Source organism: Desulfitobacterium elongatum, assembly GCF_055378975.1.
Map to the genome: position 1 here is coordinate 4,310,629 of NZ_AP038772.1, position 26,720 is coordinate 4,337,348.

General features: G+C 39.3%; 26 protein-coding genes. 1 reads left to right on the top strand and 25 read right to left on the bottom strand.

Translation table 11 applies throughout. The features are described 5' to 3' along the window. Nucleotides 1-213: 213 nt before the first annotated feature. The 20 genes from ACZ42W_RS20345 to ACZ42W_RS20440 all read right to left on the bottom strand — a co-directional run bounded on the left by ACZ42W_RS20345 (nucleotide 214) and on the right by ACZ42W_RS20440 (nucleotide 17,317). Complete coding sequence (locus ACZ42W_RS20345) at nucleotides 214-399, bottom strand: hypothetical protein (RefSeq protein ID WP_464167080.1); 186 nt, start codon at nucleotides 397-399, stop codon at nucleotides 214-216. 484 nt (nucleotides 400-883) lie between these two features. Next, a complete protein-coding gene (locus ACZ42W_RS20350; protein WP_464167081.1) occupies nucleotides 884-1,132 on the bottom strand; it encodes a carboxymuconolactone decarboxylase family protein in 249 nt (82 codons plus the stop codon). Nucleotides 1,133-1,316: 184 nt separating this feature from the next. Next, nucleotides 1,317-2,480, bottom strand: coding sequence for a cysteine desulfurase NifS (gene nifS / locus ACZ42W_RS20355; protein ID WP_464167082.1), 1,164 nt, complete (start codon nucleotides 2,478-2,480; stop codon nucleotides 1,317-1,319). 57 nt (nucleotides 2,481-2,537) lie between these two features. Continuing rightward, complete coding sequence (locus tag ACZ42W_RS20360; protein WP_464167083.1) at nucleotides 2,538-3,434, bottom strand: alpha/beta hydrolase; 897 nt, start codon at nucleotides 3,432-3,434, stop codon at nucleotides 2,538-2,540. 390 nt (nucleotides 3,435-3,824) lie between these two features. Continuing rightward, entirely contained in the window at nucleotides 3,825-5,357 is a 1,533-nt protein-coding gene (locus ACZ42W_RS20365) for an IS5 family transposase (RefSeq protein WP_464167084.1), read from the bottom strand. Between the two features lie 179 nt (nucleotides 5,358-5,536). Then, nucleotides 5,537-5,665 carry a hypothetical protein gene (locus ACZ42W_RS20370; protein WP_464167085.1) on the bottom strand — a complete coding sequence of 43 codons (129 nt, stop codon included), beginning with the start codon at nucleotides 5,663-5,665 and terminating at the stop codon, nucleotides 5,537-5,539. 32 nt (nucleotides 5,666-5,697) lie between these two features. Beyond that, a complete protein-coding gene (locus ACZ42W_RS20375; protein ID WP_464167086.1) occupies nucleotides 5,698-6,195 on the bottom strand; it encodes a putative zinc-binding protein in 498 nt (165 codons plus the stop codon). A 64-nt stretch (nucleotides 6,196-6,259) separates the two neighbouring features. Then, the gene (locus ACZ42W_RS20380; protein ID WP_464167087.1) at nucleotides 6,260-6,850 is read right to left on the bottom strand and encodes an RNA polymerase sigma factor; all 591 of its coding nucleotides are present in this window, start codon (nucleotides 6,848-6,850) and stop codon (nucleotides 6,260-6,262) included. 509 nt (nucleotides 6,851-7,359) lie between these two features. Further along, a complete protein-coding gene (locus ACZ42W_RS20385) occupies nucleotides 7,360-8,175 on the bottom strand; it encodes an arsenite methyltransferase (RefSeq protein WP_464167088.1) in 816 nt (271 codons plus the stop codon). A gap of 68 nt (nucleotides 8,176-8,243) precedes the next feature. After that, nucleotides 8,244-8,555: an ArsR/SmtB family transcription factor gene (locus tag ACZ42W_RS20390; protein ID WP_464167089.1), complete on the bottom strand. Its 312-nt coding sequence runs from the start codon at nucleotides 8,553-8,555 to the stop codon at nucleotides 8,244-8,246. Between the two features lie 252 nt (nucleotides 8,556-8,807). Next, nucleotides 8,808-9,212, bottom strand: coding sequence for an arsenate reductase ArsC (locus ACZ42W_RS20395; protein WP_464167090.1), 405 nt, complete (start codon nucleotides 9,210-9,212; stop codon nucleotides 8,808-8,810). Between the two features lie 36 nt (nucleotides 9,213-9,248). Next, nucleotides 9,249-10,985 carry an arsenical pump-driving ATPase gene (arsA, locus tag ACZ42W_RS20400; protein WP_464167091.1) on the bottom strand — a complete coding sequence of 579 codons (1,737 nt, stop codon included), beginning with the start codon at nucleotides 10,983-10,985 and terminating at the stop codon, nucleotides 9,249-9,251. A gap of 1 nt (nucleotide 10,986) precedes the next feature. Then, the gene (gene arsD / locus ACZ42W_RS20405; protein ID WP_464167092.1) at nucleotides 10,987-11,358 is read right to left on the bottom strand and encodes an arsenite efflux transporter metallochaperone ArsD; all 372 of its coding nucleotides are present in this window, start codon (nucleotides 11,356-11,358) and stop codon (nucleotides 10,987-10,989) included. Between the two features lie 18 nt (nucleotides 11,359-11,376). Next, the gene (arsB, locus tag ACZ42W_RS20410) at nucleotides 11,377-12,459 is read right to left on the bottom strand and encodes an ACR3 family arsenite efflux transporter (protein ID WP_464167093.1); all 1,083 of its coding nucleotides are present in this window, start codon (nucleotides 12,457-12,459) and stop codon (nucleotides 11,377-11,379) included. Next, entirely contained in the window at nucleotides 12,449-12,772 is a 324-nt protein-coding gene (locus tag ACZ42W_RS20415) for an ArsR/SmtB family transcription factor (protein WP_464167094.1), read from the bottom strand. Before ACZ42W_RS20415 ends, arsB begins: the two co-directional genes overlap by 11 nt. 194 nt (nucleotides 12,773-12,966) lie before the next feature. Further along, nucleotides 12,967-14,187 (bottom strand): MFS transporter, encoded by a 1,221-nt coding sequence (locus ACZ42W_RS20420; protein WP_464167095.1) that lies wholly within the window; start codon nucleotides 14,185-14,187, stop codon nucleotides 12,967-12,969. Nucleotides 14,188-14,248: 61 nt separating this feature from the next. Then, the gene (locus ACZ42W_RS20425) at nucleotides 14,249-14,455 is read right to left on the bottom strand and encodes a hypothetical protein (RefSeq protein WP_464167096.1); all 207 of its coding nucleotides are present in this window, start codon (nucleotides 14,453-14,455) and stop codon (nucleotides 14,249-14,251) included. A 7-nt stretch (nucleotides 14,456-14,462) separates the two neighbouring features. Then, on the bottom strand, nucleotides 14,463-15,263 hold the full coding sequence (locus ACZ42W_RS20430) for an ABC transporter ATP-binding protein (protein ID WP_464167097.1): 801 nt from the start codon (nucleotides 15,261-15,263) through the stop codon (nucleotides 14,463-14,465). 12 nt (nucleotides 15,264-15,275) lie between these two features. Continuing rightward, on the bottom strand, nucleotides 15,276-16,310 hold the full coding sequence (locus tag ACZ42W_RS20435) for a FecCD family ABC transporter permease (protein ID WP_464167098.1): 1,035 nt from the start codon (nucleotides 16,308-16,310) through the stop codon (nucleotides 15,276-15,278). Then, a complete protein-coding gene (locus ACZ42W_RS20440; RefSeq protein WP_464167099.1) occupies nucleotides 16,307-17,317 on the bottom strand; it encodes a FecCD family ABC transporter permease in 1,011 nt (336 codons plus the stop codon). The genes ACZ42W_RS20435 and ACZ42W_RS20440 overlap by 4 nt, the downstream gene beginning before the upstream one ends. 282 nt (nucleotides 17,318-17,599) lie before the next feature. Here ACZ42W_RS20440 and ACZ42W_RS20445 point away from each other — a divergent pair, with 282 nt between their 5' ends. After that, nucleotides 17,600-18,571 carry an ABC transporter substrate-binding protein gene (locus tag ACZ42W_RS20445; protein ID WP_464167100.1) on the top strand — a complete coding sequence of 324 codons (972 nt, stop codon included), beginning with the start codon at nucleotides 17,600-17,602 and terminating at the stop codon, nucleotides 18,569-18,571. Between the two features lie 149 nt (nucleotides 18,572-18,720). Here ACZ42W_RS20445 and ACZ42W_RS20450 read toward each other — a convergent pair whose 3' ends face one another. The 5 genes from ACZ42W_RS20450 to ACZ42W_RS20470 form a co-directional block, all read right to left on the bottom strand. After that, complete coding sequence (locus ACZ42W_RS20450; RefSeq protein ID WP_464167101.1) at nucleotides 18,721-18,852, bottom strand: ATP-binding protein; 132 nt, start codon at nucleotides 18,850-18,852, stop codon at nucleotides 18,721-18,723. An 87-nt stretch (nucleotides 18,853-18,939) separates the two neighbouring features. Continuing rightward, nucleotides 18,940-19,665, bottom strand: coding sequence for an SAM-dependent methyltransferase (locus ACZ42W_RS20455; RefSeq protein ID WP_464167102.1), 726 nt, complete (start codon nucleotides 19,663-19,665; stop codon nucleotides 18,940-18,942). 669 nt (nucleotides 19,666-20,334) lie between these two features. Further along, on the bottom strand, nucleotides 20,335-20,583 hold the full coding sequence (locus tag ACZ42W_RS20460; protein ID WP_464167103.1) for a carboxymuconolactone decarboxylase family protein: 249 nt from the start codon (nucleotides 20,581-20,583) through the stop codon (nucleotides 20,335-20,337). A gap of 282 nt (nucleotides 20,584-20,865) precedes the next feature. Next, nucleotides 20,866-21,786, bottom strand: a complete 921-nt coding sequence (locus ACZ42W_RS20465) for an exonuclease domain-containing protein (RefSeq protein WP_464167104.1) — start codon at nucleotides 21,784-21,786, stop codon at nucleotides 20,866-20,868. A gap of 432 nt (nucleotides 21,787-22,218) precedes the next feature. Then, nucleotides 22,219-26,628, bottom strand: coding sequence for a P-loop NTPase family protein (locus tag ACZ42W_RS20470; RefSeq protein WP_464167105.1), 4,410 nt, complete (start codon nucleotides 26,626-26,628; stop codon nucleotides 22,219-22,221). Nucleotides 26,629-26,720 lie beyond the last annotated feature (92 nt).

Here is a 26,720-nt window from a genome sequence, read left to right on the forward strand (position 1 = left end):
AACATAACATTAGTGTATCTGAAATTGAGGATAAGGCCAGCTTATTGAATCTAGGAAATCTTGCTCAGCCTTTACTGTTATTTTTAGATCTGACACCTTCTTGTGATGCTTGTTTAGGATCAAATTGTTTACTAAATATAGCAAGTATGCAAATTACTGTAATAATAATCAGTAATGTCAATATAGAGCCAAATATCATCTTAAACATCTCCTCTAAGTCTCTTTTAAATAGGGTAACCCCATGAAACTCTCATACTGTTCCTTTCCGAGAGGCCTAATAAATATCTTTAGACAAGCGATACAACGATAACGACCTTTACAAATTTCTGTTCCCCTGAGCTCGATTTCTTCAAGACCACTTCCACAATTAGGGCAGTTGAATTCGGTAAGATTTATCATAAGAGATACCTCATAACCTATATAGTCATCGCTTATGTTATCTGTTCTTATTTTGTTTTTGGACAGTATTTATCTTTAAGAGAAATTTCTCTACTAAAATTGCAACTCCTAGTTTCCTTGCCTGAAATCATACTTTACTTGACTAAATTCTCGGTTTACGTACAAATGTAATAAGGGGGCATCGCTAACTACTTTAAAAGTAGTTTTGCAACGCCCCCTTAGTAATTTCTAAGTGTTCCCTAACTCTATTTTTCAGTTTCCAACATTATTTTTGAGTGTATAACTTTATTTCTTATAAACACAACATACTGTAAAGTGAAAATTAAGTTTGTCTTAAATCGACCTTTTAACATCTATAAAATCGGCGCCTACTTTTTCATTAAAATTAATAAAGTTTGTCCAAAAAGGAAAATTTCTGACCTTATAGAAATATGTTTTATCGGAAGTGATGTACAATGGGTGATTTTAATCTTCAATTAAATAGTTAACAGCAACATTTACCTCCTTTAGATTCGTTGGGCTGATATTCACTGGAGTTTGCAATAAGTTTATCCATGCTGCTGGCCGCTCCACTCCTAATTGTCATTCCCACTTCAATTGCATCTTTAATTTCTTGTTCTGTAAGTCCTGCCTGAATAGCCTTTTTTATATTATTTTGTAAGCAGGGATGACAATTCGCCGAAACAGAAGCCCCCAATGCTATTAACATTTTTGTTTTTATATCCAACATCATTGTTTTCACCTCCTCTACTTTTATAGACGAAAGTTATGATTAAAAAGATACAGCTAGAAAAACAACCACGTGCCGAAAATGATCAAGCCGTGGTTGTTCTATCTTAATCTTTCCCTACGATTCCACTAGGCCCAAACTTCACGAGGGAGGGCTTGATCTTATGTTTTTATGAATAATCGGAAGTTCATTCTCCTATAGACAAAGGAGATAAGTCGCGTAGCCTCTTAACAATGTCAGGCAAAACATCCAGAAAATAATCAACCTCTTCATCTGTATTACTTCGTCCTAATGTAATCCTAAGCGAACCGTGAGCCTCCTCATGGGTCAACCCCATAGCCGAGAGGACATGAGAAGGATCAAGTGATCCTGACGAACAGGCTGAACCACTAGATACGGCAATACCCTTAAGTTCAAGACCCAAAATCAGAGACTCTCCTTCTACGCCTTTAAAACTCAAATTGACGTTACCCGGTACTCGAAAAGTTGGATGACCATTTAATTTAACATATGGAATTTTCAACATAACCTTCTGAATGATTTTATCCCGAAGTCTGGATACATAAACTGTCTTGTAATCCATATCACGTTTAGCAATTTCACAAGCCTTACCTAAGCTAACAATTCCAGGGACATTCTCTGTCCCTGCCCTCATATGGTTTTCTTGTACGGCACCATGCTGGATAGACTCGATCCTAACACCACGGTGAATATACAAGGCACCTATCCCTTTGGGTGCTTGGAATTTATGTCCGGAAATAGTTAGTAAGTCGATCCTAGTTTCTTTCACATTTATGGGATAATTTCCTGCTGCCCCCACAGCGTCTGTATGAAAGTATATTCCCTTTTCTCGTGCTATCGCGCCTATTTCCCTAATAGGTTGGATGGTGCCTACTTCATTATTGGCATACATAATACTTATTAGAACTGTTTTGTTAGTAATTTCCTTCTTTAGGTCGTCTACCCGAACCATTCCGTATTTATCTACAGGCAGATAAGAAACCTTAAAACCATTTTTTTCGAGAAATTGGCAAGTATGAATCACTGCGTGATGTTCAATAGCAGAAGTAATAATATGATTGCCTTTTTTCAAGTTGGCCAAAGCCACACCCTTGATGGCAAGATTATTCGATTCGGTACCCCCGCTGGTAAAATAAATTTCGTTAGCATTTGCTCCGATCAATGCTGCCACCTTTTCTCGGGCTTCTCCAACGGCCTTACGGGCTTCACGACCAAAACTATGAAAACTTGACGGATTGCCGTAGTTCTCGGCAATGTATTCCATCATTAATGCTGCAACCTCGGGATCAACCGGAGTAGTAGCTGAATGGTCGAAATAAATAGGCTTCATCGAATCACTCCTTATAGCAGTTTTGTCTATTGTAGTTTATTATTAATTCTTTGCTACTTAAATTTCCTGATTAGAGACTTTAAAGAAACTGGCAACCTCTTGCTGAAAAAGCAGATGCCCTTTTTGGAGATGCATCATGTGTCCGGCATCAGGTATTACGACATAACGTTTGTACGGATTCGGGAGCTGTTTAAAAAAGGGAAGCAACCCCTCCAAATCAGCAACATCATCATATTCACCATGAATGATCATTGTAGGGATAGGTAAGAGACAGGGATTAACCATCGGCATGATAGTAACCATATCAAGTTGGGGCCCATTCGGAGACTTTATCTCAATTTTATTGGCTGCCTTAGCATAACCGTCAATAATCTCGGAATCATTGACTTCTGCTGGAGTCATCGAGTAGAAACGTCCTTTCCATCCGGCCTCGGGAATGCTAATATAGGGATTTTTCCGGAAAAACTCAATTTTTGGTCTCCTCCTGGCGATGTCAGGACTGTTGATATGCATCTGAGCATAACTTATATACGTTTCCGTTTTCATAGGATGAGCCATAATAAACATCCCACCATACTGAGTCCCCCATGACCAGCCTAGAAGATTAACTCTTTGTGCATTTCTTAGCTGCATAATGTAATCTACTGCTGTATTAAGGTCTTCGCTTGCATCCCAAGTCGAAATGTGTCCTTCTGGATGGGATGAACGACCAAATCCTCTGACATCCAAAGCAAATACATCAAACCCCTCTTTAGCCAGATAGTCCATAAGACTGAAAGAAGGCTTACCTGATATTTGCAGGTCAAAACTCTCTCGCCCTGCTGTTGCTGAACCATGCGCAAGGACAACAATTGGCCTTTCTGAAAATCCTTCTTGATATTTTTCCCAAATATATAACCTAATTCCGTCATGCTCAACCCAATGTTCAGTACCAATGATATTGTTAGCTGTCATAATATTTCCTCCTTCGGTTTTCTTCCTTTGTACTTCGCAATTTTATCCTCGAACTTTATTAACTGAAATAGCATTACATCCCTCCACATTTAGTTTAGAATTAGTATTATAAGTGAATCTCTCTTCCATAGATAAATTCCTTTTAAAGCTATAGACGAATTAATATAAAAAAAGGATACAAAATTTGACGATCCAAAACTTCTCTTCAACCACTACAGCCCTCTAGTCGGGTGCAAAATCTTCCAACTTGACATTATAGACATAAAATGGTCTACCCTTTGTTGACATCAACAAAAGGTAGACCATTATCCCCACGCCCTTACATGACGTTTGATTGGGCAAAAAAAAACTTGCTAGGTAGGGCTTGCTAGCCAAACCCTGATTTTGATTTCAATTAGCCAAAATTATGTCATTATCTTTCCAAAACATCCAGCTCAAAATTTGGACAAAAAGAACTCTGAGCTTATGCTCTAAGTTCATCACCAAGAATTGCATAGCAATCATGCTCTCTGCTGTTTCTTCTAGCTTTGCAGCGATTCGAGCGAGTCCATATTTCCTTTTCCCTTCACCAAACTTGCCTTCAACTGCATTCCGTTCGCTGGCATCTTGTCTTTCGATTCTCTTTTCTGCTTTCTTTATCAAGGCTTTCGCGATCGGTCTGCCAAGTTTCGGTCCACTGAGTCGGATCCCATGTTTTTTGCAATAGGCCAAATTCTCTCGATTTCTATAGATGCGGTCGGCTAGAACTGCCTCTGGATAACAGCCATTTCGACTCTTGTAGCCCTCTAAGCTTTGAATCAGGGTGTTTGCTTCGTTAAAGGGATCCCAGGACAGTTTCTCTATTCGGCTGTATCCGTTTTCAAGACTGATGGCTACCTTGGCTCCAAACTCTACTGCTGCTCCGGCTTTACCTCGGACGATGGGTCTCACATGCGGTTGATAGAGGTTTACGATACGATCTTCTACTCGGTGAATCTTTGTTTTGTACATCTTGCCTTGCTGATCAAGTAACGTTCGAATCGTGGTGAGTAGTTTTTGGTGTCGCTTGCTTAACTGCTCGATTCCTGCAGCTGATTCTTGGAGCATTCGGTCGACAATTCTCAGGTTCCGTCTTGCGTATTGCAATTGTTTCCTAATGGCTTTTCGGAGTTGGTTTTTTTGGGGACTCTTTTGTTTGGAAACATTCAAATAGTCTTTCCGAGCTTTCTCACGATAGGTTCTGGGTCTTCTCTGTTCTTTTCCATTGGCGCTATGAAGTGTATCAACGATTTCATCAAGTTTTTCTCTGGCTTCATTCAATAAACCCAAGTCTGTTGGAAATCGAACGTCGGCAGGGGTGCAGGTTGCATCGAGAATTAACGTTCCTTGGTTAGGTCTATCTTCTGTAGTATTCTCCGAGCTCTCCTCGTTTTCAGCCCTGCTTTCGACAGGCTCAGCTGGAATCACTTGACCGGATCCGCCTTGAGGATCATTGTCGTTGTCGTCGTGGTCTTCCCGTTTTTCGCTTTGTGCTGCTTTTAGTGCCGTTTCGACGGCCATGATACGCTCGTTGATTTTAGCTAACCGTTTGGCATTGAAGCGTTTACGAAATTTAACCATCGCAACAGGGGTAAAGGGTTGGGTTAACTGATATTCCTTCAGACCAATGAAGTATTGCAGATAGGGGTTCTCCGTGATCTGTTGCACCGCTTCGCGGTCGGTATAGCCACAACGGGCCTGTATTATTAACGATCCAAGAGCCATGCGGACAGGTTTAGCCACATTCCCTCGATCACTGGGAAACATAAAAGCGTATTCTTCCTCGATTTCATCCCAGGGGATAATTTTAGCCAATTTTACCCAACGATTCTCGGCACTGAGCTTACCCGAGAAGGGTAGAATGAAATCATCGATTGTAATTTGCGGATCGGGCTTTCGGTACATCTTTTCAGCCTCCATGTGCAAGGTTTTTTAGAGGTAAAATTGTTTTTCCATGCACATATATTCGACAAAAACGCCCTCAAACCCTTGTAAAATAAGGATTTTTTGAGATTTTAGCAAGCCCTAGGTAAAAAAAATGTGCAATATATTTGTGGATATATAGCACATTCTCATTTTAGTCCTTATAAATTTATTTTAACTTCAGGACGCTTTATCCCATTTATCTTACAATCCTCACATACCTTTAACCCATTATCTTCATAGAGTTCATCCTCTAGAACTTCCACTCCACACTGTTCGCAATTTGCCATTGCAATTCACCTCCTTTGCATATATTCAATCTCTAAAAATAATTTGCAACTATATGAGTAGCAACTTTTTCTGCATGTTCCTCAATTTCTTCACGAGGCATATCAAATATTTCGAAATACTTATTCCTATCAAATTCATATAATTGGCTTACGTCAATAACTACAGGGGTAAATTCTTTGATTCTCTTCCGTATAATCTCCGTACCACATTGAAGTGGACAGCCCTCGATGGCGAGTACCTGTGGCGCTCTATTGATTAGCTCAAGGAATCCCGAATTCCCCGTAGCCGCGTCACCTAAGCAAATTCTAACAGCCTCTTCGCGTTTAAGACGATAAGCAAGTAGATTTGCTGTTACCCGCGCAATCTCACCTTTAATACAACCACCTTCGCACGAAATGATTGCTTTTTTAGGCGGTTGAGCCATCTGCTTTGCAACATACCTTATACCATCACTACAAACTCTTGAACTTTCACATCCTCCATAACAAGCACTAACGCAACCTATTTCCTCATTGTAACATTCATTCATAAAATTCTCCTCCCTCCTTTTATATAGAGAGACGAGATTTTCGCATAAAAAGATACACCTATTGTCAAGAAGTTTGTGACTCATCGATTTTTATCAATGGAACGCAGCAGAATACATTTCGTTCATCATGGTAGAAGCTACATTCTTTTGCTAATATGTCTTTTAACTTCTTTCTTCCGCGTGACAATCGGATCTTTACATTTTCTAGTGAACAATTTAGAATAGCAGCTATTTCCTTATTACTGTAACCTTCCATATCTAGATATAAAGGAATACGATAGTTCTTCGGGATTGTAAGGATCTTACTCTGAACGCACTCGGACATTAGTTTTTGATCTATATCCAACTCTAAGTTAGCATTTCCACTAACTATAAGGGACCGAATTTCATCCAAGTCAGACGAAACGGTATTCAGCCTCTTCTTCCTTTGAAAGTCCAAAAAGAGATTATATCCAATTTTATTTAGCCAAACGATAACACTGGAATCCCCCCGGAAATCCTTCAACTTATAATAAGCGCGTATGAATGTCTCTTGGCTTAGATCCTCAGCTAGAGTTAAGTTGGCTGTAACTTGATACATAAAGGTTAAGACTTTTTTGTAGTTATCAATATAAATCTGCTGGAAAGATACATTTGATGTGTCCAATCGTAGCATCCCCGTTTCCCTTATACCTAATAATTTCATTGAGTAAAAAGTCTTCCATTAATAAATAAGTTCAACAACAACCAGTATTATCCTCTCTTATGATATGACTAAAGGCTTTGGCAATTGCCAAGGCCCTTAGTATATTAATCTTTGATTGGATCAGCTGACAAATATGAATGGAATCATTTAAGATCTTGCCGACCGATACGCCTCCCGTATGGTATCCCATTGATTTACGATTTTTTTAAAATAAACTTTTGCTATCCATATCTTATCCCAACTAACAGCAGAATTTATACTGTCTTTTTATATCCTGTTTACATTCAACCTTACAAAAATCCTCGAGTACTTTTTTTCTGTTATCACTACCGAACAAGCCCATAACTGCAATAGCAGCAATAAATAGTACCACGATAAATAACATTTTTACTCCTCCTTATTTACGAGCTTGATATAAGCCCCTACGAAAACTCCATCCACCTCAAATTCCATTTGTAGGCTTAATGATTCAGAGGATTTCATTTCTCAGGCTTTAAAGCTCGTATGAAAGCACTAACTACTGCTCCTTGGAATTCTTTAATTTCCGCATCTGATAACTCCTTAAGCATACCTCTCAAATTTGGATCTGAAAGATCATACTCGCGTGTTACTTGAACCGTTATATTCTCAAACCCCACTTTGGAGAGTTTTTCCCGATACTCTTCTTCCAACAATGCACCTGATACACACCCCGCCCATGCTAACATATCGTCTCTTACTTTTTCAGGCAGAGTCATCTTCAAAACTATATCTGATACAGCGAATCTACCACCAGGTTTTAATACTCGAAACGCTTCTCCTAATACTTGATCCTTATCACCTGAAAGGTTAATAACACAATTAGAAATGATTACGTCAACGGAGTTATTTGGTAGAGGTATATCTTCAATGTGTCCTTTTAAGAACTCGGCATTAGGGACCCCAGACTTTTTCTGTTTTTCCCTAGCGACCGCAAGCATTTCATCCGTCATATCAAGACCATATGCTTTACCAGTTAGCCCTACTCTTCTTGCTGAGAGGAGTACATCCAAGCCTGCACCACTTCCTAAATCCAGAACTACATCTCCCGGATTTAAGGTTGCCAACGCCGTTGGATTTCCACAACCAAAGGAATTGGCTACTAAATCCGGATCTAATCCGTGTAAATCCCCTTCATTGTAGAGATTACTTGTAACTAGATCCTTTTCATTGCTTAAGGGATCAGAACAACACCCGCTACTTCCACAACATCCTTGATTCCGATTTGTAATTGCTAACGCATACTTTTCTCTTACCGTTTCTCGCAAGTCTTCCATAATGCTTTTCCCCCTTTAGAATTTGTATCATATCAATATTTTTTGATATGTCCGATTAAAAAAAGAGGCTATAGTTTATAGTCCAAAGCTATCTGATCGATGAACTCCCTAAGCGTCTTTCTATTGAGGCTATAATATTTCCATTTTCCCCTCGATTCTTCCTTCACTAATCCAGCATCGGTTAACTCTTTCATATGATAAGAAACCCTAGATTGAATCAACCCGAATGCTGTTACAATATCACAATTACAGACTCCTTCCTCTGGGGAATTACAACATACATCTTTTAGCTCCCCTTTTTCATTCTTCATCAACATTGCTAGAATACGATAACGAATGGGATCACTTAATGCTTTTGAAACTTTCACTACATCTTTCATACCTCTATCATATCAAATAATTTTGATATGTCAAGAGTCCTACTTATAAAAAAAGAAGCTTAGATATCTACCAGGCTTTATAGAGTGGACCCAATGTCAAGGACATTCTAAAAAAGAGGCCTCTTTTTTAACTATCTATCTTATAGGGTCCATTTTACTGTTCCGAGCTTCTTTAAGGAGGAAAATATCAAGTTTTAAATCTCATACTTTATTTATAAACTTAATCCATCCAGGGTAATTAGCGTAATTTTATTAGTATAAACTATTTATCCGACTCTTAAGGTCTAAGACCTTTTGCTCAATTATTTTAGCAGTTTTTATAAATTCCTGTTTTTCTTTACCCGTTGGATCTTCTAAGCCCCAGTCCTCTCTGTATTTACAAGGTAGGAAAGGACAGTTCACGTTACATCCCATGGTAATTACAACATCGACAGGTGGAATATCAGATATCAATTTAGATTTTTGGGTCTTGTTCATATCCACGCCATAAAGATCATGGATTACAGCTACTGCATCTTGATTAATCTGTGGCTTTGTTTCAGTGCCAGCTGAATAAGCTTCAAAACTGTCTGAAGCAATAATTTTCGAAATAGCCTCTGCCATCTGTGAACGACAGGAATTATGAACACAAACAAACGCAACCTTTGGTTTATTCATAAATCACCTCATCAAATTTAATGTAGTTTAAGTTAGCTAGAGGTCCAGTAACTTTTCCCCTTTAATTTCATCTGCACTCCAAGCAATTACCGCAAAGTCTCCTTTTGAGTGCTCATCCACTTTATTAATCCACTCGATCTCATGACTTGCCTTCGCTGCCAAAAGTTGATTTATTGTTCCTGTTTGATAGAGTGAAGAATTAATAATCCACCATTTTGTTGGAATGTTTGCACGTTTCAAATCTTCTTCCAGACGCATTGCTTCAAACACAGGTGTGGCTTCTGCAAGCGTGACAATGAGGACTTCCGTCTCCTCAACATTACGGAGCCTCGGCAGCAGCTTCTTCACGGATTCAGGAATATCACCCTGTGAGCGCTTAATCTCCTGATGATAGCTTTGAGTGGAATCCAGTAGTAGAAGCGTGTGGCCGGTTGGTGCTGTGTCAATAACAACGACTTGATCCTCAGCTTTCTCTACAATTTCAGCAAATGCTCTAAATACGGCGATTTCCTGCGTACAAGGGGAACGTAAATCTTCCTCGATATAAGCGATATCTTCTTCTGACATCGTTTCTCTCGCCTTGGAAAGTACTTCATCTTGATACTTTTTCAGCTCTGCTTGTTCATCAATATGGCTTAAGGTAATGCCACTCTTTTCTTCGATTACAAATCTGAGATGAGCCGCAGGGTCAGTAGTGGTTAGGTGTACTTTTTTGCCTCTGGAGGATAATCCTAGAGCAATTGCAGCAGCAATCGTGGTTTTTCCTACACCGCCTTTACCCATTGTAAAGATAACCTTCTTATGAGTGTTATCTAAATCATCGATGACATCATTAAGCTCTGGGATTCTCTGAGCCTTAATCTTTTCCTCACGAATGACGAAATTATCCTCGATCAGCAATGCTCGAACATTGTCCATTCCTGTGATGTTATACGCTCTAAGTGGTACAGTATAAGAGTTAATGTCCTGCAAATGTTGCGGCATTTCGGCAAGTGCTTTCTGCTGCTTGTGATAAAGGCTCTCAGAAATAGCATCATCGTACAAGGTTAGAACCCCGTTAATAATTAAAGTCTGATTTTTGACTCCGATAGCCGCAAGCTCTTTAGACGCTCTCTCTGCTTCTTTAAGTGGTGTTTCTTCGGGACGTGAAACCAGAATGAGGGTCGTCAATTGATCATCAGCTAAGGTTTCAACGGCCCTTTTGTATATCTCTTTTTTGCTTTCTAAACCGGAAAGCTGCCCTAAGCAGGACGCGCCATGAGTATTTTCACTGATGAAATTACTCCACGCCGAGGGAAGTTGAAGCATTCTGAGAGTATGACCGGTGGGTGCAGTATCGAAAATGATATAGTCATAGTGCTCTTGCATTTTTCCATCTGTTATAAAATTCGAGAACTCATTAAATGCTGCAATTTCAACCGTGCAAGAGCCCGAAAGCTGTTCCTCCATATTTTGGATTACCACATCAGGAAGTTTACCGCGGTAGGGAGCGATTACACTTTCCCGATATTCCGCAGCAGCCTGAACCGGATCGAGATTTGCTACAACAAGATTCGGTACTTCTGGAATGGGGACACCTTTATTATTTAGTTCTTGGTTAAAAACGTCCTGCAGGTTTGAGGCGGGGTCGGTACTAATGAGAAATACCTTTTTGCCGTCGTCTGCGAGGTTAACCGCAGTTGCGCAAGCGGTTGAGGTTTTACCTACACCGCCTTTACCTGTATAAAATAGATATTTTGTGAGCTTAATCTTTTGGGGATTAAAAGTATCCATTCTAACAACATCCCCCATTATTCGTCTGAATCATTTTAAAGGGATTTGGCTGTTCATTTAATAAATCACTTGGTATATCAAGTAGCTTTGCAAACTCTTCATTAGTAGGATATCTACCCGTAATCAAAATCTCACCATCTAAAACAGTGGCCGGTAATTCATCAATCCCCTTGGAGTTGAGTAAATCATTAATTGCTTTATTATTGACAAACTCCATTGGGGCACTTGTTAGATTAAATCGGTCAACTTCAATTCCATTTTTCTTTATAGCATTAAGAACAGTTGAAATTCTTAGCAATTCTTGGTCAACACCCACACCACATAGACCCGTAGGGCAACACATCGCGGGTTCGAAGATTTGCATTCTTTTCATAATCAATCTCTCCTTCTACTATTTTATATGAGTCAGCTTCGAAGCCCCATTCTTATCGAAATACTTTCGTTTAAAGGATAAAGCAAGATTTACTAGCGAAATCATGACCGGCACTTCAATGAGAGGCCCAATCACTGCGGCAAAGGCTTGGTCAGAAGAAATTCCAAAGACTGCAACGGCAACAGCAATAGCCAGCTCAAAGTTATTGCTTGCAGCAGTAAAAGAAAGTGTCACAGTCTGCTCGTAATTAATTCCCTGCTTATAGGACATATAAAAGCTGACTAAGAACATAACAGCGAAATAGATTAAGAGAGGAATGGCAATCCGTAAAACATGAAGCGGAAGCGTCACAATAAACTGTCCTTTTAATACAAACATTACAATAATCGTGTACAATAAAGCGATCAAAGCAAGGGGAGAGATTTTAGGAATAAAGATTTTTTCATACCACTCTTTATTCTTAACCCTTAATAAAATAAACCTCGTTAGAAATCCAGCAGCAAAGGGAATACCTAAATATATTAAAACGCTCTGAGCAACATCACCGATTGAAACATGAACGACTTGACCTCCCCAAGAGAGTCCTAACCATTGAGGTAAAACAGTGACAAAGAAATATATATATACTGAATAGAAGAGAATCTGAAAGATTGAATTCAAAGCCACAAGGGCAGCGCAATATTCGTTATCCCCTTTGGCAAGGGTATTCCAAAGAATTACCATCGCAATACAACGAGCTAGCCCAATAATAATTAGCCCTATCGCGTAGTTTGGCATATCGGGTAGCAATAATACCGCTAGGACAAACATTAATAATGGGCCTATAATCCAGTTTTGGACTAATGAAAGTGCAAGTACCTTTTTATTTCTTGCTACCTTGCCTATTTCTTCGTACTTTATTTTCGTAAGCGGCGGGTACATCATAATAATCAGTCCAATTGCTATGGGCCATGAAATCGTGCCGGTGCTCATTCTTTCTAAAGATGTTGCGAGATTTGGGAATAGGAATCCCCCTAAGACTCCAACTCCCATAGCAAGAAAAATCCATAAGGTCAAAAATCGGTCAAGAAAAGATAGCCGTGATTTGCTTTTAGCACTCACATTTTCGCCCTCCTTCGTTATTGTTTCCTTTTAAAGCTACAAGTTCATTTAGTAATGTTTTAGCAGATTCGCACCCTTCCTGGCTTAAAGAGTAGAACATCCATTTTCCTTCTCGCCGACCTCCTACAATTCCTGATTCGATAAGTATTTTCATGTGGTGTGACAAAGTGGATTGCCCGATATTAAGATCCTCCAAAATCTCACAAGCACATCTTTCGCCACTTTGCAGCATTTCAATAATCATTAGCCGATTTGGATCGCAGAGTGCTTTAAACACTTTTGCGTTACTTTCATATAAGTTTTCTGTGTCCACAACTAACACCTCATATCTAAATTTATAAATATGTTCTATTATATGCTTCATATCGAAAAATATCAATATGTGACAAAGAATCTCTCATATTGGAATTTCCTATAAGGTTAAAAAAATCCCATAACGGTGTAGTTTTGCCGTTATGGGATATTCTAAAACTCTTGACAAAAAATTATCTACAACCCTAGTGTCGATTAGAGCTGTAAGATCCTAGGATTAATCAAAACTATAATAAAAATAATCAAAGCGCTTCCTACCCCCATAAACAATGCCGCCACAAAGCTTCCTGCATAACTAGCTAGCCATCCGACGAATATCGCTCCGATGGCAATGAACCCACGATCCATTAAAGCAATACCCAAGACTCTTCCAATTAAATGGTCCGGCACAGCGTGTTGTAAGGTAATTCGACTCATGGTACGGTATGTCTGCCCCAAAAGTCCCACACCATACATGGCCATTAAGGCGAGCTCCATCCGTCGCGACAAAGCAAACAAAATTAAGGCAATCCCGAATCCTATGCTAGAAACGATAAGAATTTTACCATGATTGTTCTTAACGTTTAACCAAGATAGGCTGGCTGATGCAGTAAGTGCTCCCGCGCCCGACACTCCAAGTAAAATGCCGAGTCCATCTGGACCAACGTTCAATAATTCCTTGCTGAAAATTGGCATCATACTGGTATATGGAAATCCCAAAAGCATCGGCACAATCGCCAGCACCAAAAGCGATTTGACAACCGAATTGAAATGTATGAAGTTTATCGCTTCCATAATACCCGCATTCTCATGACGCTTTTGTTCGGGTAACGTCTCCATTGGCCTAACCCAAACTAGTGAACCTATAACCGCTATACTTGTTAAGGCTGATATCTGAAAAATGCTTACAGGCTCAAGGATAGTTAATAGAAAGCCAGCCAAAGCCGGGCCAACAATCCCCGACAGATTGGCGATTGTTGCATTCAAAGCGATTGCACTAGAGAGGGCTACTGGAGGGACAAGACTCGGAATAAAAGCATTACGAACAGTTAAACCCATTGTACTGAATACTGAGCGCAAAGTGACAATCAACGCAAATAACCAAAAAGGGCCACTGTACATGAGCAATAGTACCAAAGTAATGGTGAAGAACATATATCCCGTTTCTAAACCAAGTAAAAGTTTTCTCTTATTATAACGATCAGCCAAAGCCCCTGCTGGAACACTCATTGAAAAGACAGGAAGAAGACGGCAAGCACTGATGAGTCCAAGATATAATGCAGATCCCGTCAATTGCAGGACCGCCCAATTCAGAGCCACAAGGTCCATCCAATCCCCACCTCGGGTAATTAAACTGCCTATTGTATACACCCGAAAATTGCTATAGCAAAGTGCAAATGATTTAAGTTCTTTTCTTTGTGTCATCCATTTAATCATTTTTCTTTCATCCTAAAAAGTGAGTCTCTTCGTAAGTTCTTCAAATTTCAATTCTACCCTATCAAGTTTTCTGTTGGATTCTTAGCAGCAAACGAGAAATCCGCTCTTCCTCTTCCAACTCCGGACAACCAGTACATAATCCTTTATCGGGTTCTAAATACTTCTCACAGCATACGGGTTTGATGCGAATGGTTTCATGCTTTTCTCCCTGAGAAATAGTAAGGTAACGTTCCCCCTTCTCGTCGTTAGAATACCTAACTGTATACATAGGATGATCAACTCACTTCCGGTTTCTGAGTCCTACTCATCGGGATACACATTGGGGTTCCATAAATAGGGTCATTGATAATTCGACTCTCCATATTGAAAACCCTTCGAACCATCTCTTCGGTCAGAACCTCTTTCGGTTTCCCTTGCGAAAAAACAGTTTTATCATGAACCGCAACGAGATGATCGGCATAACGACAGGCTAAATTCAGGTCATGCAAAACCATGACAATGGTTCGCTGTTCCTTTTTGTTTAGATCGTATAAAATATCTAAAACCTCTATTTGGTGACTCAGATCAAGATAAGTCGTGGGCTCATCCAGCAAAATCATTTCGGTTCCTTGTGCAAGTACCATGGCGATCCACGCTCTTTGACGTTGTCCACCTGAGAGCATCTCCACTTGTTTTTCGGCAAAGTCTCGGGTATTTGTTGATTCAAGCGCTTGAATTACGGCTTGCTCATCCTGCTCAGACCACTGCCGAAGCCAGTTTTGATAGGGAAACCGTCCTTGTTTAACCAACTGAAGGACAGTTAAGCCTTCTGGGGCTACTGGAGACTGCGGCAAGATGGCAAGCTTCTTTGCCACCTCCTTCGTAGATTGAGCTAACATATCTTTTGTCTCAAGGAGGACTACCCCATCCTTTGGTTTGAGAAGTCGGGCCATAGATCTCAGCAGTGTGGATTTCCCGCAGCCATTACTCCCGATAAAAACGGTAATCTTCCCTTTCGGAATTTGAAGGTTTAACTGATTAATTATGATGTTTTCGTTATAAGCCAAGGTTAGATTGCTAGTCTCTAATGCAGTCATACGGCCGCCTCCTTATTGGTTACGATTTTTGTAGAGTAGGAAAATAAAATACGGAGCACCAATCCCCGCTGTAAAAATTCCAACGGGCAAATCAAGCGGAGAAAAGGCCGTTCTTCCGATAAGATCCGCAAGCATTACCATCAATCCCCCGACTAAGGCCGCTACTGGCAAAACTTCTCCAAAAGCTGAACCCACCAACTTCCGAGCAATGTGAGGAGCGAGCAATCCGACAAAGCCAACTGCTCCACCGATCGCCACAGCTGATCCAGCCAATGCCGTAGAAATCAAGAGTAAAATCAATCGATCCCGCTGTATTGAACTCCCTGCTCCCGTTGCGATATCTTCTCCAAGTTGCTGGATGTTAACACTTCTTCCATACACTAAAGCAACAAGTATAGCTAAAAACCATGGTAAAAGAGCCAGTACATTATTCCACGTTGTCCCGTAAACTGTGCCGGTGAGCCAGATCATCGCTTTACTTGTCAGATGGATTGGACTCATAACGATAAGCATTCTAGTCAAGGCTGAGAGAACTTCGCTAATCCCTACCCCGATCAAAACAAGCCGCATTGGGCTAACCCCCTGCTTCCAAGCGAGTATATAAATCACGGACGTCGTAACACCCGCACCGATAAATGCTGCTACAGGCAGCCATTGAATACTTATTCCTTGAAACAATGTAATAAATAAGACAGCAGCAACGGAAGCTCCTCCAGTGACCCCAAGTAAATCCGGGGAAGCCAGAGGATTTCGAATAATTCCTTGTAGGATTGCGCCCGATACCGCTAGGGATGCGCCAATAAGCAGCGTGGCGACAATTCGAGGTAAACGGAACGTAAGTATGATTAACTCGTGTTGCCCAGAACCGAGCCCTGCTAGGGTCTTCAGCACATCAACTGGGTGAATTTTCAATTCTCCTGCCCCTATACTTAGAACAAAAAAAGCGAAGGTAACGGCAAGTAATAAAAGAGTAATCCATAAGCTCCTTTTTTTCAGGAGAACAGAGATGGGGAATTTACTTCCACGAAAGGCTAAGTACATACTCATGCTCTAAGTTCTCCTTTCCGTGCAACGTAGATGAAAAAGGGTGCACCCAGAAAGGCAGTGACGACCCCAATCGGTAGTTCTCTTGGCATCGCGATAAAACGAGCGGCGATATCGGCGCCAAGCAAAAATACAGAGCCCAGTAACGCGCTGTAAAGGATCACCCATCGAAAATCACTTCCGACAAGATAACGGGCTAAGTGAGGAGTGATTAGACCGACAAACGCAATAGGGCCCGCAACACCTACTGAACTGCCAGCCAGGATAATGATGATTAACCCAGTTGCTAACTTGACAATAACAGTCCTTTGCCCAAGCCCTCGTGCTACATCTTCACCCAGTAATAGGGTATTTACCTGACCAGCAATTAGGAGTGAACCAACCCATCCCAGAAGCACAAAAGGCATTACAGCCAGAAGCATATCGATACTTCTCCCTGCGACACTTCCAGAAAGCCAGAATAACACTTCATCCAAACTCTTTTCATTGATGACCAACATCCCGTGGGTATACGAGGAGGCTAGAGCACTTAACGCAGCTCCCGCCAAAGTGAGTTTAATAGGCGTCATCCCTCCCCGACCCAATGATCCGAGTCCGTACACCGCGAGTCCACTCAGCGCGGCGCCGAGAAAAGCAATCCAAGTAAAACCCATAATTGAATTCACGGAGAAGAACGTCAAAGCAAAGACGATAAAAAGAGATGCCCCATGGTTAATTCCCATTATTCCTGTATCGGCAACCGGATTTTTAGTGAGTGCTTGAAGCAACGCCCCTGCAACTCCCAAATTCGCACCCACAACAGTGGCTACTAAAGCACGGGGTACCCGAACCTCTCGAATGGTAATATGTTCATTTGTCTCATTAAATTGGGTATATGCTTCAATGGCATGGTGCCAGTTCGTGTTAATTACGCCATAGATTACACTCAAATATATAAGGAAGACCATCACAACAAGTAGAATAAAAATGCCGCTTAGCTTCAAGGATGTATTAGTTAACCGCGCGTTCATATCAGATTTTCCTTCCCTTAAGTATGTTGTTACAGTATTTCATTTCTTCATCTCATAATAATAGAACGCAATCTTTATTGTCAATGATAATCATTTCCATCTAGATTTGCTTTGAATTTAAAACCTTAAAGAACACTCTTCTCAGGAACTATTTCTAACCATTACTCGCAAATCGCCCCACTGATACTCGCTCCACATATTTTTCCTATCTTGACAAGATGTGAATTCCTTGTTATCATTCAACGCGTAAATGACAATTATTTTCAATTAGGAGGATACAAAATGCGCCAATTGGCTTATCAAAAGAAAAGATTACTTAGTTTAATTCTTGTAATGGTTACTTTCCTGGCTCTGGCGGGATGCGGAACTTCCACAGCTTCAACAGGCACGCCAGATTCGACGAAGACCCCCGAAACTCGTGTTGTGAAACATATCATTGGAGAAACAACCGTTCCTACTTCCCCGAAAAGAATCGTCGTTCTTACCAATGAAGGGACTGAAGCCGTTCTTGCCCTCGGCGTTAAACCCGTCGGTGCGGTTAAATCTTGGAACGGAAATCCCTGGTACGAACATATCAAGAACGATATGGAAGGAGTCCAAGTCGTTGGAGAAGAAAGCCAACCGAACCTTGAGGCAATTGCTGCACTAAAACCCGATCTCATCCTTGGGAACAAAATGCGTCAAGAAAAGGTTTATACCCAGCTTTCAGCCATTGCGCCGACAGTCTTTACAGATACACTTCGTGGCGAGTGGAAGAATAACTTCAAAGTTTATGCGGATGCTTTAAACAAGTCAACCGAAGGTCAAAAAGTCATAGGAGATTTTGATAAGCGCATTGCTACTTTCAAACAGCAAGCAGGAGATAAACTCTCCACAAAAGTTTCGGTCGTTCGTTTTATGCCGGGTAAAACAAGAATCTACTATTCTCAAACCTTCTCCGGTATCATCTTGAAAGAGCTTGGCTTCGCACGGCCTCAATCCCAAACTAAAGATGCATTTGCCGACGATGTGACAAAAGAGCGCATTCCAGAAATGGACGGGGACATCCTCTTTTACTTCACCTGGGAGACCGGAAACGGAGATGCTAGTAAGGCTGAGCAAGAGTGGACCAATGACTCTCTCTGGAAAAATCTCGGTGTAGTCAAAAGCAACAAAGCCTATAAAGTGAATGATGATATCTGGAATACAGCAGGGGGCGTTATTGCAGCCAACCTTCTATTGGATGATTTGGATAAGTTTTTCTTAACAAAATAGTAATAAAGACCGGAACTAAGCATTTTGATATGCTTTGTTCCGGTCTTTTGAATTCTTCCCAAGTGTATTGATACCCCGCTGATTTGCCCCCTAATGTGCATCCACGACTTACTTCGGCAAATTCGCACAAATATATACCCTAGCCAGCCTTAGGAAGTAATCGCCTTGGTAAACTTTGCACCATTCCCTAGCTCACTTTCCACTGCAACCTGTCCAGCGTGCATTTCGGTTATCTTCTTTACAATTGAAAGTCCCAAACCTGTTCCGGTACCTTGCCTCAAGACAAGGCATTTTGTTTGTATTTCAAAGAAAACGCTTATTAGGTACGCCTTTGCGGGCTAAGGTGAACGGTAAAATGGCAAAGATATTCAGATAATTTTAGCAATCAACTGAACGAGATTAAAATACTTTCCGCCCTCAGCTTCCATCATTTTGATGTCATCAGCGACAATGGGATGATAACCGGTCTGCCACTCTTTCCACGCCTGTCTGCAACAGGCCATTTCACGACTGTCCACTATTTCAATGCCCTCTGCCCTCTTCCACAAATCTTTCCACCAATCAAGAGAGTGCAAGGTTCTTTCCATCTCGCTATTCCAAAACGGCAGCATTTCATCGGGAACATTTTTCTCAAATTCGTATTTTAAGCCGGGAATAGCCACGGCGATATAGCCGCCCTTTTTCACAAAAGGAATGAGCGACGGGAGCATTTCCGCCGTATCACCGAAATAATGGTAAGCGTCCACGGTGAACAACAAGTCAAAATATCTATTTGCGAAAGGCAACTCTTTGGTCGCGTCTACGAAAATTGGAACGGCCTTATCATCAATTCCGATAGATTGGAAACGCTCATAGTTTTCAGTTGGCGAAATCCAAAGGTCGGCGGCGAAAACGGACGCACCAAATTTTTTCGCTAATAAAAGCGTGGAAAGGCCACACCCGCAACCGAGGTCAAGTATTCGCATATTCTCATTGATGTTTAGGTGTGACGTTAATTCCTCTGTTACTCGCAAGGCGTTTGGCCCCATCATAGTGGCTTTCAAGAGCTCAGCATTTTTATCATTAGAAATAAACTGGTTTGTAAATGTATACATGATATTCTTCCTTTCTAATTTTCGCCTTATAGAAAGAAAACAAAAAAGCACAGTATGCTACTGCGCTACAAATTACACCATTATAAAAATGGATGCTCATTCAATCTGTAAGGCAGTTTTTGACAACACAAACAAGAGCAAAACAACTGCTCATCTCATGCGCTTAACCTAAATCCTTACAGAATTACCGACATCAATACACTCCCTCTTTCTTTAACTTACTATATCATGGCACTATCATTATATCAATGCAATAAATTTGCCTTTTCGTCCAAAGACGCACAAAAAATAGATTTCACAAGCAATAATATCAATGACAATAATGCGGAAAATGAAAACTAACTAAATAAGTGTAGCATAAAAACCTTAGAATAGAAAATAACCGTGGTCTGAATTATCAGATCACGGTTATTCTCATTAAGAGATTAGGATCTTTTTGTATTTTTATGCATTGGCGATTTTCATTCTCAATCTTTTTGTAAATTATTCTCAAATGTAAAGTGAAAATTAAGTTTGTCTAAAATCGACCTTGTAACATCTATAAAATCGTTGTCCACTTTTTCATCAAAATTAATAAAGTTTGTCCAAAAAGTAAAATTTCTGACCTTATAGAAATATGTTTTATCGGAAGTGATGTACAATGGGTGATTTTAATCTTCAATTAAATAGTTAACAGCAACATTTACCTCCTTTAGATTCGTTGGGCTGATATTCACTGGAGTTTGCAATAAGTTTATCCATGCTGCTGGCCGCTCCACTCCTAATTGTCATTCCCACTTCGATTGCATCTTTAATTTCTTGTTCTGTAAGTCCTGCCTGAATAGCCTTTTTTATATTATTTTGTAAGCAGGGATGACAATTCGCCGAAACAGAAGCCCCCAATGCTATTAACATTTTCATTTTTATATCCAACATCATTGTTTTCACCTCCTCTACTTTTATAGACGAAAGTTATGATTAAAAAGATACAGCTAGATAAACAACCACGTGCCGAAAATGATCAAGCCGTGGTTGTTCTATCTTAATCTTTCCCTACGATTCCACTAGGCCCAACTTCACGAGGGAGGGCTTGGTCTTATGGTTTTATGGATAATGCAAAGTTAGGAAAGCAACTTAATAGTTATAGTTTTCAAAGGTTATCGGTGTAGTCGACTGCTGTACATTAGTCGGTTTCGTGGTGTTTTAGCAACACGACCCGTACTAATGGCTAATTGGGCTTTGTGATAAATTAGCAGCTCCTAAGACTGAGTAGATTGAAACTACACCATTTGCTGTTTCAGAAACCGTTAACGGCGTATCCAGTGTTACTTGACGACCTTTATAAAAATCCACCCATGAGTTATCGGGGTTTATCCCAAATAAGTTAGCTATCCCTTTTCCGTTTTTACCAATTGTTTTTTGTTGAACAAGGAAATACTGTTCATCTAATAACACAATTGTTCCTTTTCCCACATTGAATACGGGAAGTTCTCTTTTATTATTCATGTTAAACGCCGAAACTAATTTCTTGTAGCTACTGGCCCACATTTTATCTTCCTTGAGTCGAAAAAAAACTTTTCGCAATAAATCAGCATCCCCTAATGCTCGATGCGAATTTTTGACTTTAAGGTTTAAATAAGTCCCAGCGTCGACTAACCTGATACGCTTCTTGAAGCCATTAACTAATCGGTATTCTTCTGCCAAATCGATAAATGAAACCCAGGTGAAAGGAGTCTTTACCTTCTCTTTTTTATAGATTAAGCGCAATCGTAACCGGTCTTTATCTCCCCAGGTAAAGATTTTTCTATTTTCAATATGGGGCGGAAGCCAATCTAAGAATTCTTCGATACTTATACCGTTGTTTAATATGTTTTCAGTGATTCCCGTTAGTTCATTAAGCTTTTTACTTACAATATTAAAGTATTTAGGCTTAATAAATGTGTGTTGCTTATCCAGGATTTTACCATTTTTTCCCGTTTTGATTATGGCAACTTCAACGGGCTCAGGAAACCAACCTTCTGGTTTTATTTCATCATTACCAAAACACGTAAACTCTGCGTCAAGAAAAATTACGACATCACTGTCCTTATGTTTGCCATTTGCCTTTCTTAGGGCAATTTCTTTCACTTGACGCTGCAGCATCTTATTACACTCCTTATTCGAGAGTAGACTTATTAAACGGTCTTTAATAAGATTTCCATGTCCCCAATGTCTTTAATTCCCGGATATTAACAAGTTGTTTTCCAAGACTATAGCGTCCGCACCATAATTTCGTAGGGTCTCTTTTCATACCTTAAGTTTCGCATTTTAGTCCCCGCCAGTCTTTCATATAGCATTTGCAAAGTATTTTGGAATTTTACGATAGTGGTAATTTTGCCTCTCAGTAGGGGCTTTCCACCCAACAGAGCTAGCCGTTCTCTGCTGAGCTAACTTCCGATAATTAGCCTAATTGGAAACTCAAATTGCTAAATTTTTATTTATGATACAGTTCACCGTACCACTTCAAAGTGCGTATATTTTATAGGTGCACCTTTCTTCACAAGTCCCTATATTCTCAGACTCAAATATGACTAATCAAAGCAAGTCATCCCTAAGCATATACCCTAGCACAGACTCTTGTTTAACCAACCAATTAAGTATAGTAATTACATCACTTTTTAAATTAGCACTCCTTCTTATCTCACTCCTGTGTTGGTTAACAAATTTCCTGATGGTGATCTCTAAATACTGCACTATATCCTCTTTAATTCCAATTCCCTCGAAACCATTGCTCTTCCTAAACATATCAGCGATTATCGATATACCAAATTTGAAATGAACAGTACCAATTCCATTCACAAGTTTTAACATACTCCCCAAAACATCCGGGTGATAACTCAGCTTCTCAGCGATTTCTTTATAATAAAGCATATCCATTTTATTAAGACTATGCCATTCAACAGCAGCACTATTCCATCCATTTTCACTAAGCATCAATGTTCTGATTATCTTGCTATTTCGTCTTGAGAGATACTTTGTATCTACAGTACATGCATCCATTTCAGCAATTAACATTTGCTTCAATTCCTTCATCCACCACCAAAATATCTCTCTTTCTTGTAAATAGTCCTCAACAATGATCATTTCTCGAGCAATATCACAGGTTACATCGCTATCAACCATATTCTCGCCTATAAGTGCAAATAGTTTCTTTCTATCGTCTTCATCACTTTTTAGCATCAACTCACAATAACTTTTTATAAATCCATCTGTACTATAGATCCTATTATCATTCTTTTCAGCCTCATAATAGTAGCGTAGCACATCCTGGGATAAAGCATGTTTCATTTCAGTTAAATCATCTTCTTGAATTATCGACATAATCTGAAACATTTTCGCTTTAATATCTGGTTGAATAATCTCAAGGTCAATGTCATTTACTTCTGATTCAGTTATTGCACTAGTAACCTCACTATAACAGTCTGTTGAAAAGTCATGGATTAACTTATCTGCAGATATTGGCTTATACTCTTCTCTAGCCATCATCCTACATCTATCAAGATAATCATTATAAAGAACCGACACTGCTGCATATTTTGACATTAATCCTTTAACAAACTCAACATAACCATGGTCAACTATTCGTTTTAGTGCATTTATCGCATAAACGGAAAAATGATTGACTGCATCAATCGGATACTCATCAAGTAATGCTAAAACAATAAACCTTTCTACCTCTTTTACAGATTCTATATCTCTAGATGCCAGTAAAGGCAAAGAAGCATATGCATAGCATACACCATTAAAAGCATTATACTCAAAACCATCTTGATAAGGCGACAATAATCCCTCAATAATCATTTTTTCACAAAGTTCAATCTGATAGTCGTTTAATTCTGAATAGTAATCACGATACATTGCAGCAGGTACCATATACTTTAATTCTCTACCAATAAGACTCAATGATTCATCATTTTCCTGTAAATCATTGAGATACTGATCAAACTCATCAAAAACTTTAGATATATCATTCTCATACAACATATTATGCTCGAATGTATTCTTCTCTTCAAACTTTTCTCTGCACCATCCATGTAGTCCGAGGAACCTGACCTTCTTATTATTCTCCTCTAAGATTGCTAATCTAGTTGATTCAACGTCATCATCAAATACTGGCGTATATACCTGATAATCTTGTTCTTCAACTGTTGCCTCTTGAACATCCATTTTTCTTATGTCCATTCGACCAAGACTCATTCTCCAGTTAATTGACTCTTGTATATCATCCTGTCCAAGCTCTTCGTAATGCCTGTCTAAAATTGCGTACAGCTCTTTAAGTCTAGCTTTACTTTCATTATCACTTTTCCGAGAGTAATAGATTGCATATCTTGTAAACAGTTCTTCTAATGATACTTTACGATGTTCCAGTTTGCTTGATTCCTGTCTTTCTTTAATGTAAAAACGATGTGCCGGAGTTCCACCAATCATTAAACTTCGCTCCAAACTAAGCCTATTCCTATCAAAGATAAAATATAACTCATGGCTAAAAAAACGTAGTGCAACTTCAAACATCTGATCAGGGTAAGCACAAACCATACTTGCAACAAGACCTAAAAGGATCGCTGAGTTTGTATTGTCAATGATGTACATCATACGTGGTGCCAGAATTTCGCCACCTATGGCATCACCAATTCTGAGAAGTTCTTTTTCTAATGCCATATAAACCGATTCCAAAACATCTGGATTAGTCTGACTTCCTCGATAAACACACCAAAGTCTATTTGAAACCTGTATTTCTGCAATTGTTCCATCACTTCTCTCAATAGGCACAGTCCACACTTCATTTTTGGAAAGACTCGATTCCAGGTAATGCTTTGTTGTATAATTGGCAAACCAAATACAAAAATTCAATCCTTTATTGGGATCTGCCTGAAGAATATGGCGCACCGGAGTCTTATACGGGCTTGATGGATAGAAATTATGATAACATTCATTTAATCCATAATAAGGCTCCAAGCTACTACTATGACCATATAGCCTCGAATACTTATCTTCATTACTTTCCGTCCAATAAAGCTTCATGATCTGTATTAATTCTTCTGTTAATACTCCTGCAACATAATTACCGCTCATATCTTCTATGATAAAATCACATAGATCATTATAAGGATCCCTATTATGATTCCATTTATTATCAATAACTTTATCCAAAACCACTTTAAGCTCAGCTTTAATCTCCTTCGAACTCATGACAATAATTCTTAATATCTTCTTTTCAAAGTCTTTATTACTATGAAACACTCGCTTATCCTGAAGCCATTCATAATATTGTAAAGCTAATACACCTGCATACTTCGCAGTAATACCTACAATATTATGGAAAACCCATTCATGAAGAACCTTAATAACAAATCCAATATTCTCAATTTCAATTGATGATATGTTATCGTACACAAATTTTATAAACGATTTCCAACCCTCTCCAGTTGGTGCCGTTATTGGGTGCAATGGTTCATTCGCTTTTTTTGCAAGAGCTTTTGAATACTCCATATCAACAACCTTACATGATGTAACCAATAATGCAGCAATTCTTCTTAGAAGGAACAACTCCTTATCTATGAGCCGATCTTTGACGCTACTAAAGAATATTTCCGACTGACTTGACATCAATATTGATATCAATATTTCATCTTTCCAGAACGGTTCAATCTCCATATTACCACACACAACATCAACCATGGCTACAATTACATCCTTATTATATTCAAGCATATCTCCTAACCAATTTCGAAACGCCCTGCGTAAAGGCAGACTGGTTCCAATTCGATTTAAGAAATCTTCAATGTTCGTTGAAGCTCTATAGAGAATTCCTACATGCTTTTCGAGCGCCCACTCCTCATAGATATCATGAGCTATAAAATAACCGGACTCGTCCTGGCCAAGTATTCCTTCATCTACAAAAATAGGGGCATACTGGTTCTCAGATTCATTGTAAAAAGACAACTGTGCCGCCTTTTCCGCAGCAAAATTTATAAAGAACCGTTCTCTTTCACCTTTGCCCTTTTTAATTTGCTTGATCCATAATTCTTTTTTAAATCCTAAATAGTTAAGTTCTTCATTCTCTCCACAATTTGTTAAGAATTCATTCAAATAAAAGGGAATACGGATTAATTCTTGCAATCTACTCGAAGTTGGTATCTTGAAATTATGGCTCTTTGCCAATGATTCAAGTTCTTCACTTTGAATACTATCTATCTCTATTCTTAACGGTGCTATATTAAATATATCGTTGACCATATAGCTAAGTGGTTCGACAAAGTGATTCCTAACCGTATAAACTATTGTCCAACCATTTTCAATCAGTTTAGTCACAAAATTTACGTAAACCTCATCATTTTCCAATTCATGCAGTTTTTCTGCCGAATCAATCACGAAGTACTTTTTATTAACCAACTTGTGATATTCAATAAATGATTCAGTGTCCAACGTCTCTAATCTGTTTTTTGATCTTCCCAATAACTCGTGGGCTTTAATCAAATACAATACACCATTGTTAACTGATATTTCATCATAAAAGTGTTTTACTACTGCAGTCTTACCATTTCCACCCATCCCCATCAAGAAAATCATTGATGATTCACTAACGATTAGCTTCTGCAACTCTTCTTCTCGATTAATTTCTAAATCATGGTCATTGTACGTAATCTTAGTACTGATTTTAGACAAAGCATTCTCTGTATGCGACTTTAACTCTTGGACTACGTCAATTATACTATTCTCTGACGTAAAGAAGAACTTTGATATTTCTTCACATTCAAGCACAACAAACTCTGATTCAAAGTAACTCTGAACCATCCATTCAATTTCTATACCATTTTCTTTCGCACTTTCTTCCACCGCTATCTTAGATGCCGGTTCTTGACCTTTATTTTGTCCCCATTCAGAATTTGTGTAAATCTGGATTTTCTTTATACTAGGATAGTATTTAACAGCCTTCTCTACCATCTCTAAAAGATCATCCTTATGTTCACTCAGTGATCCTTCATAAAATTTCGCTTGCCATCCTACTAAAATACCATCCGCTTCAACTAAATCCG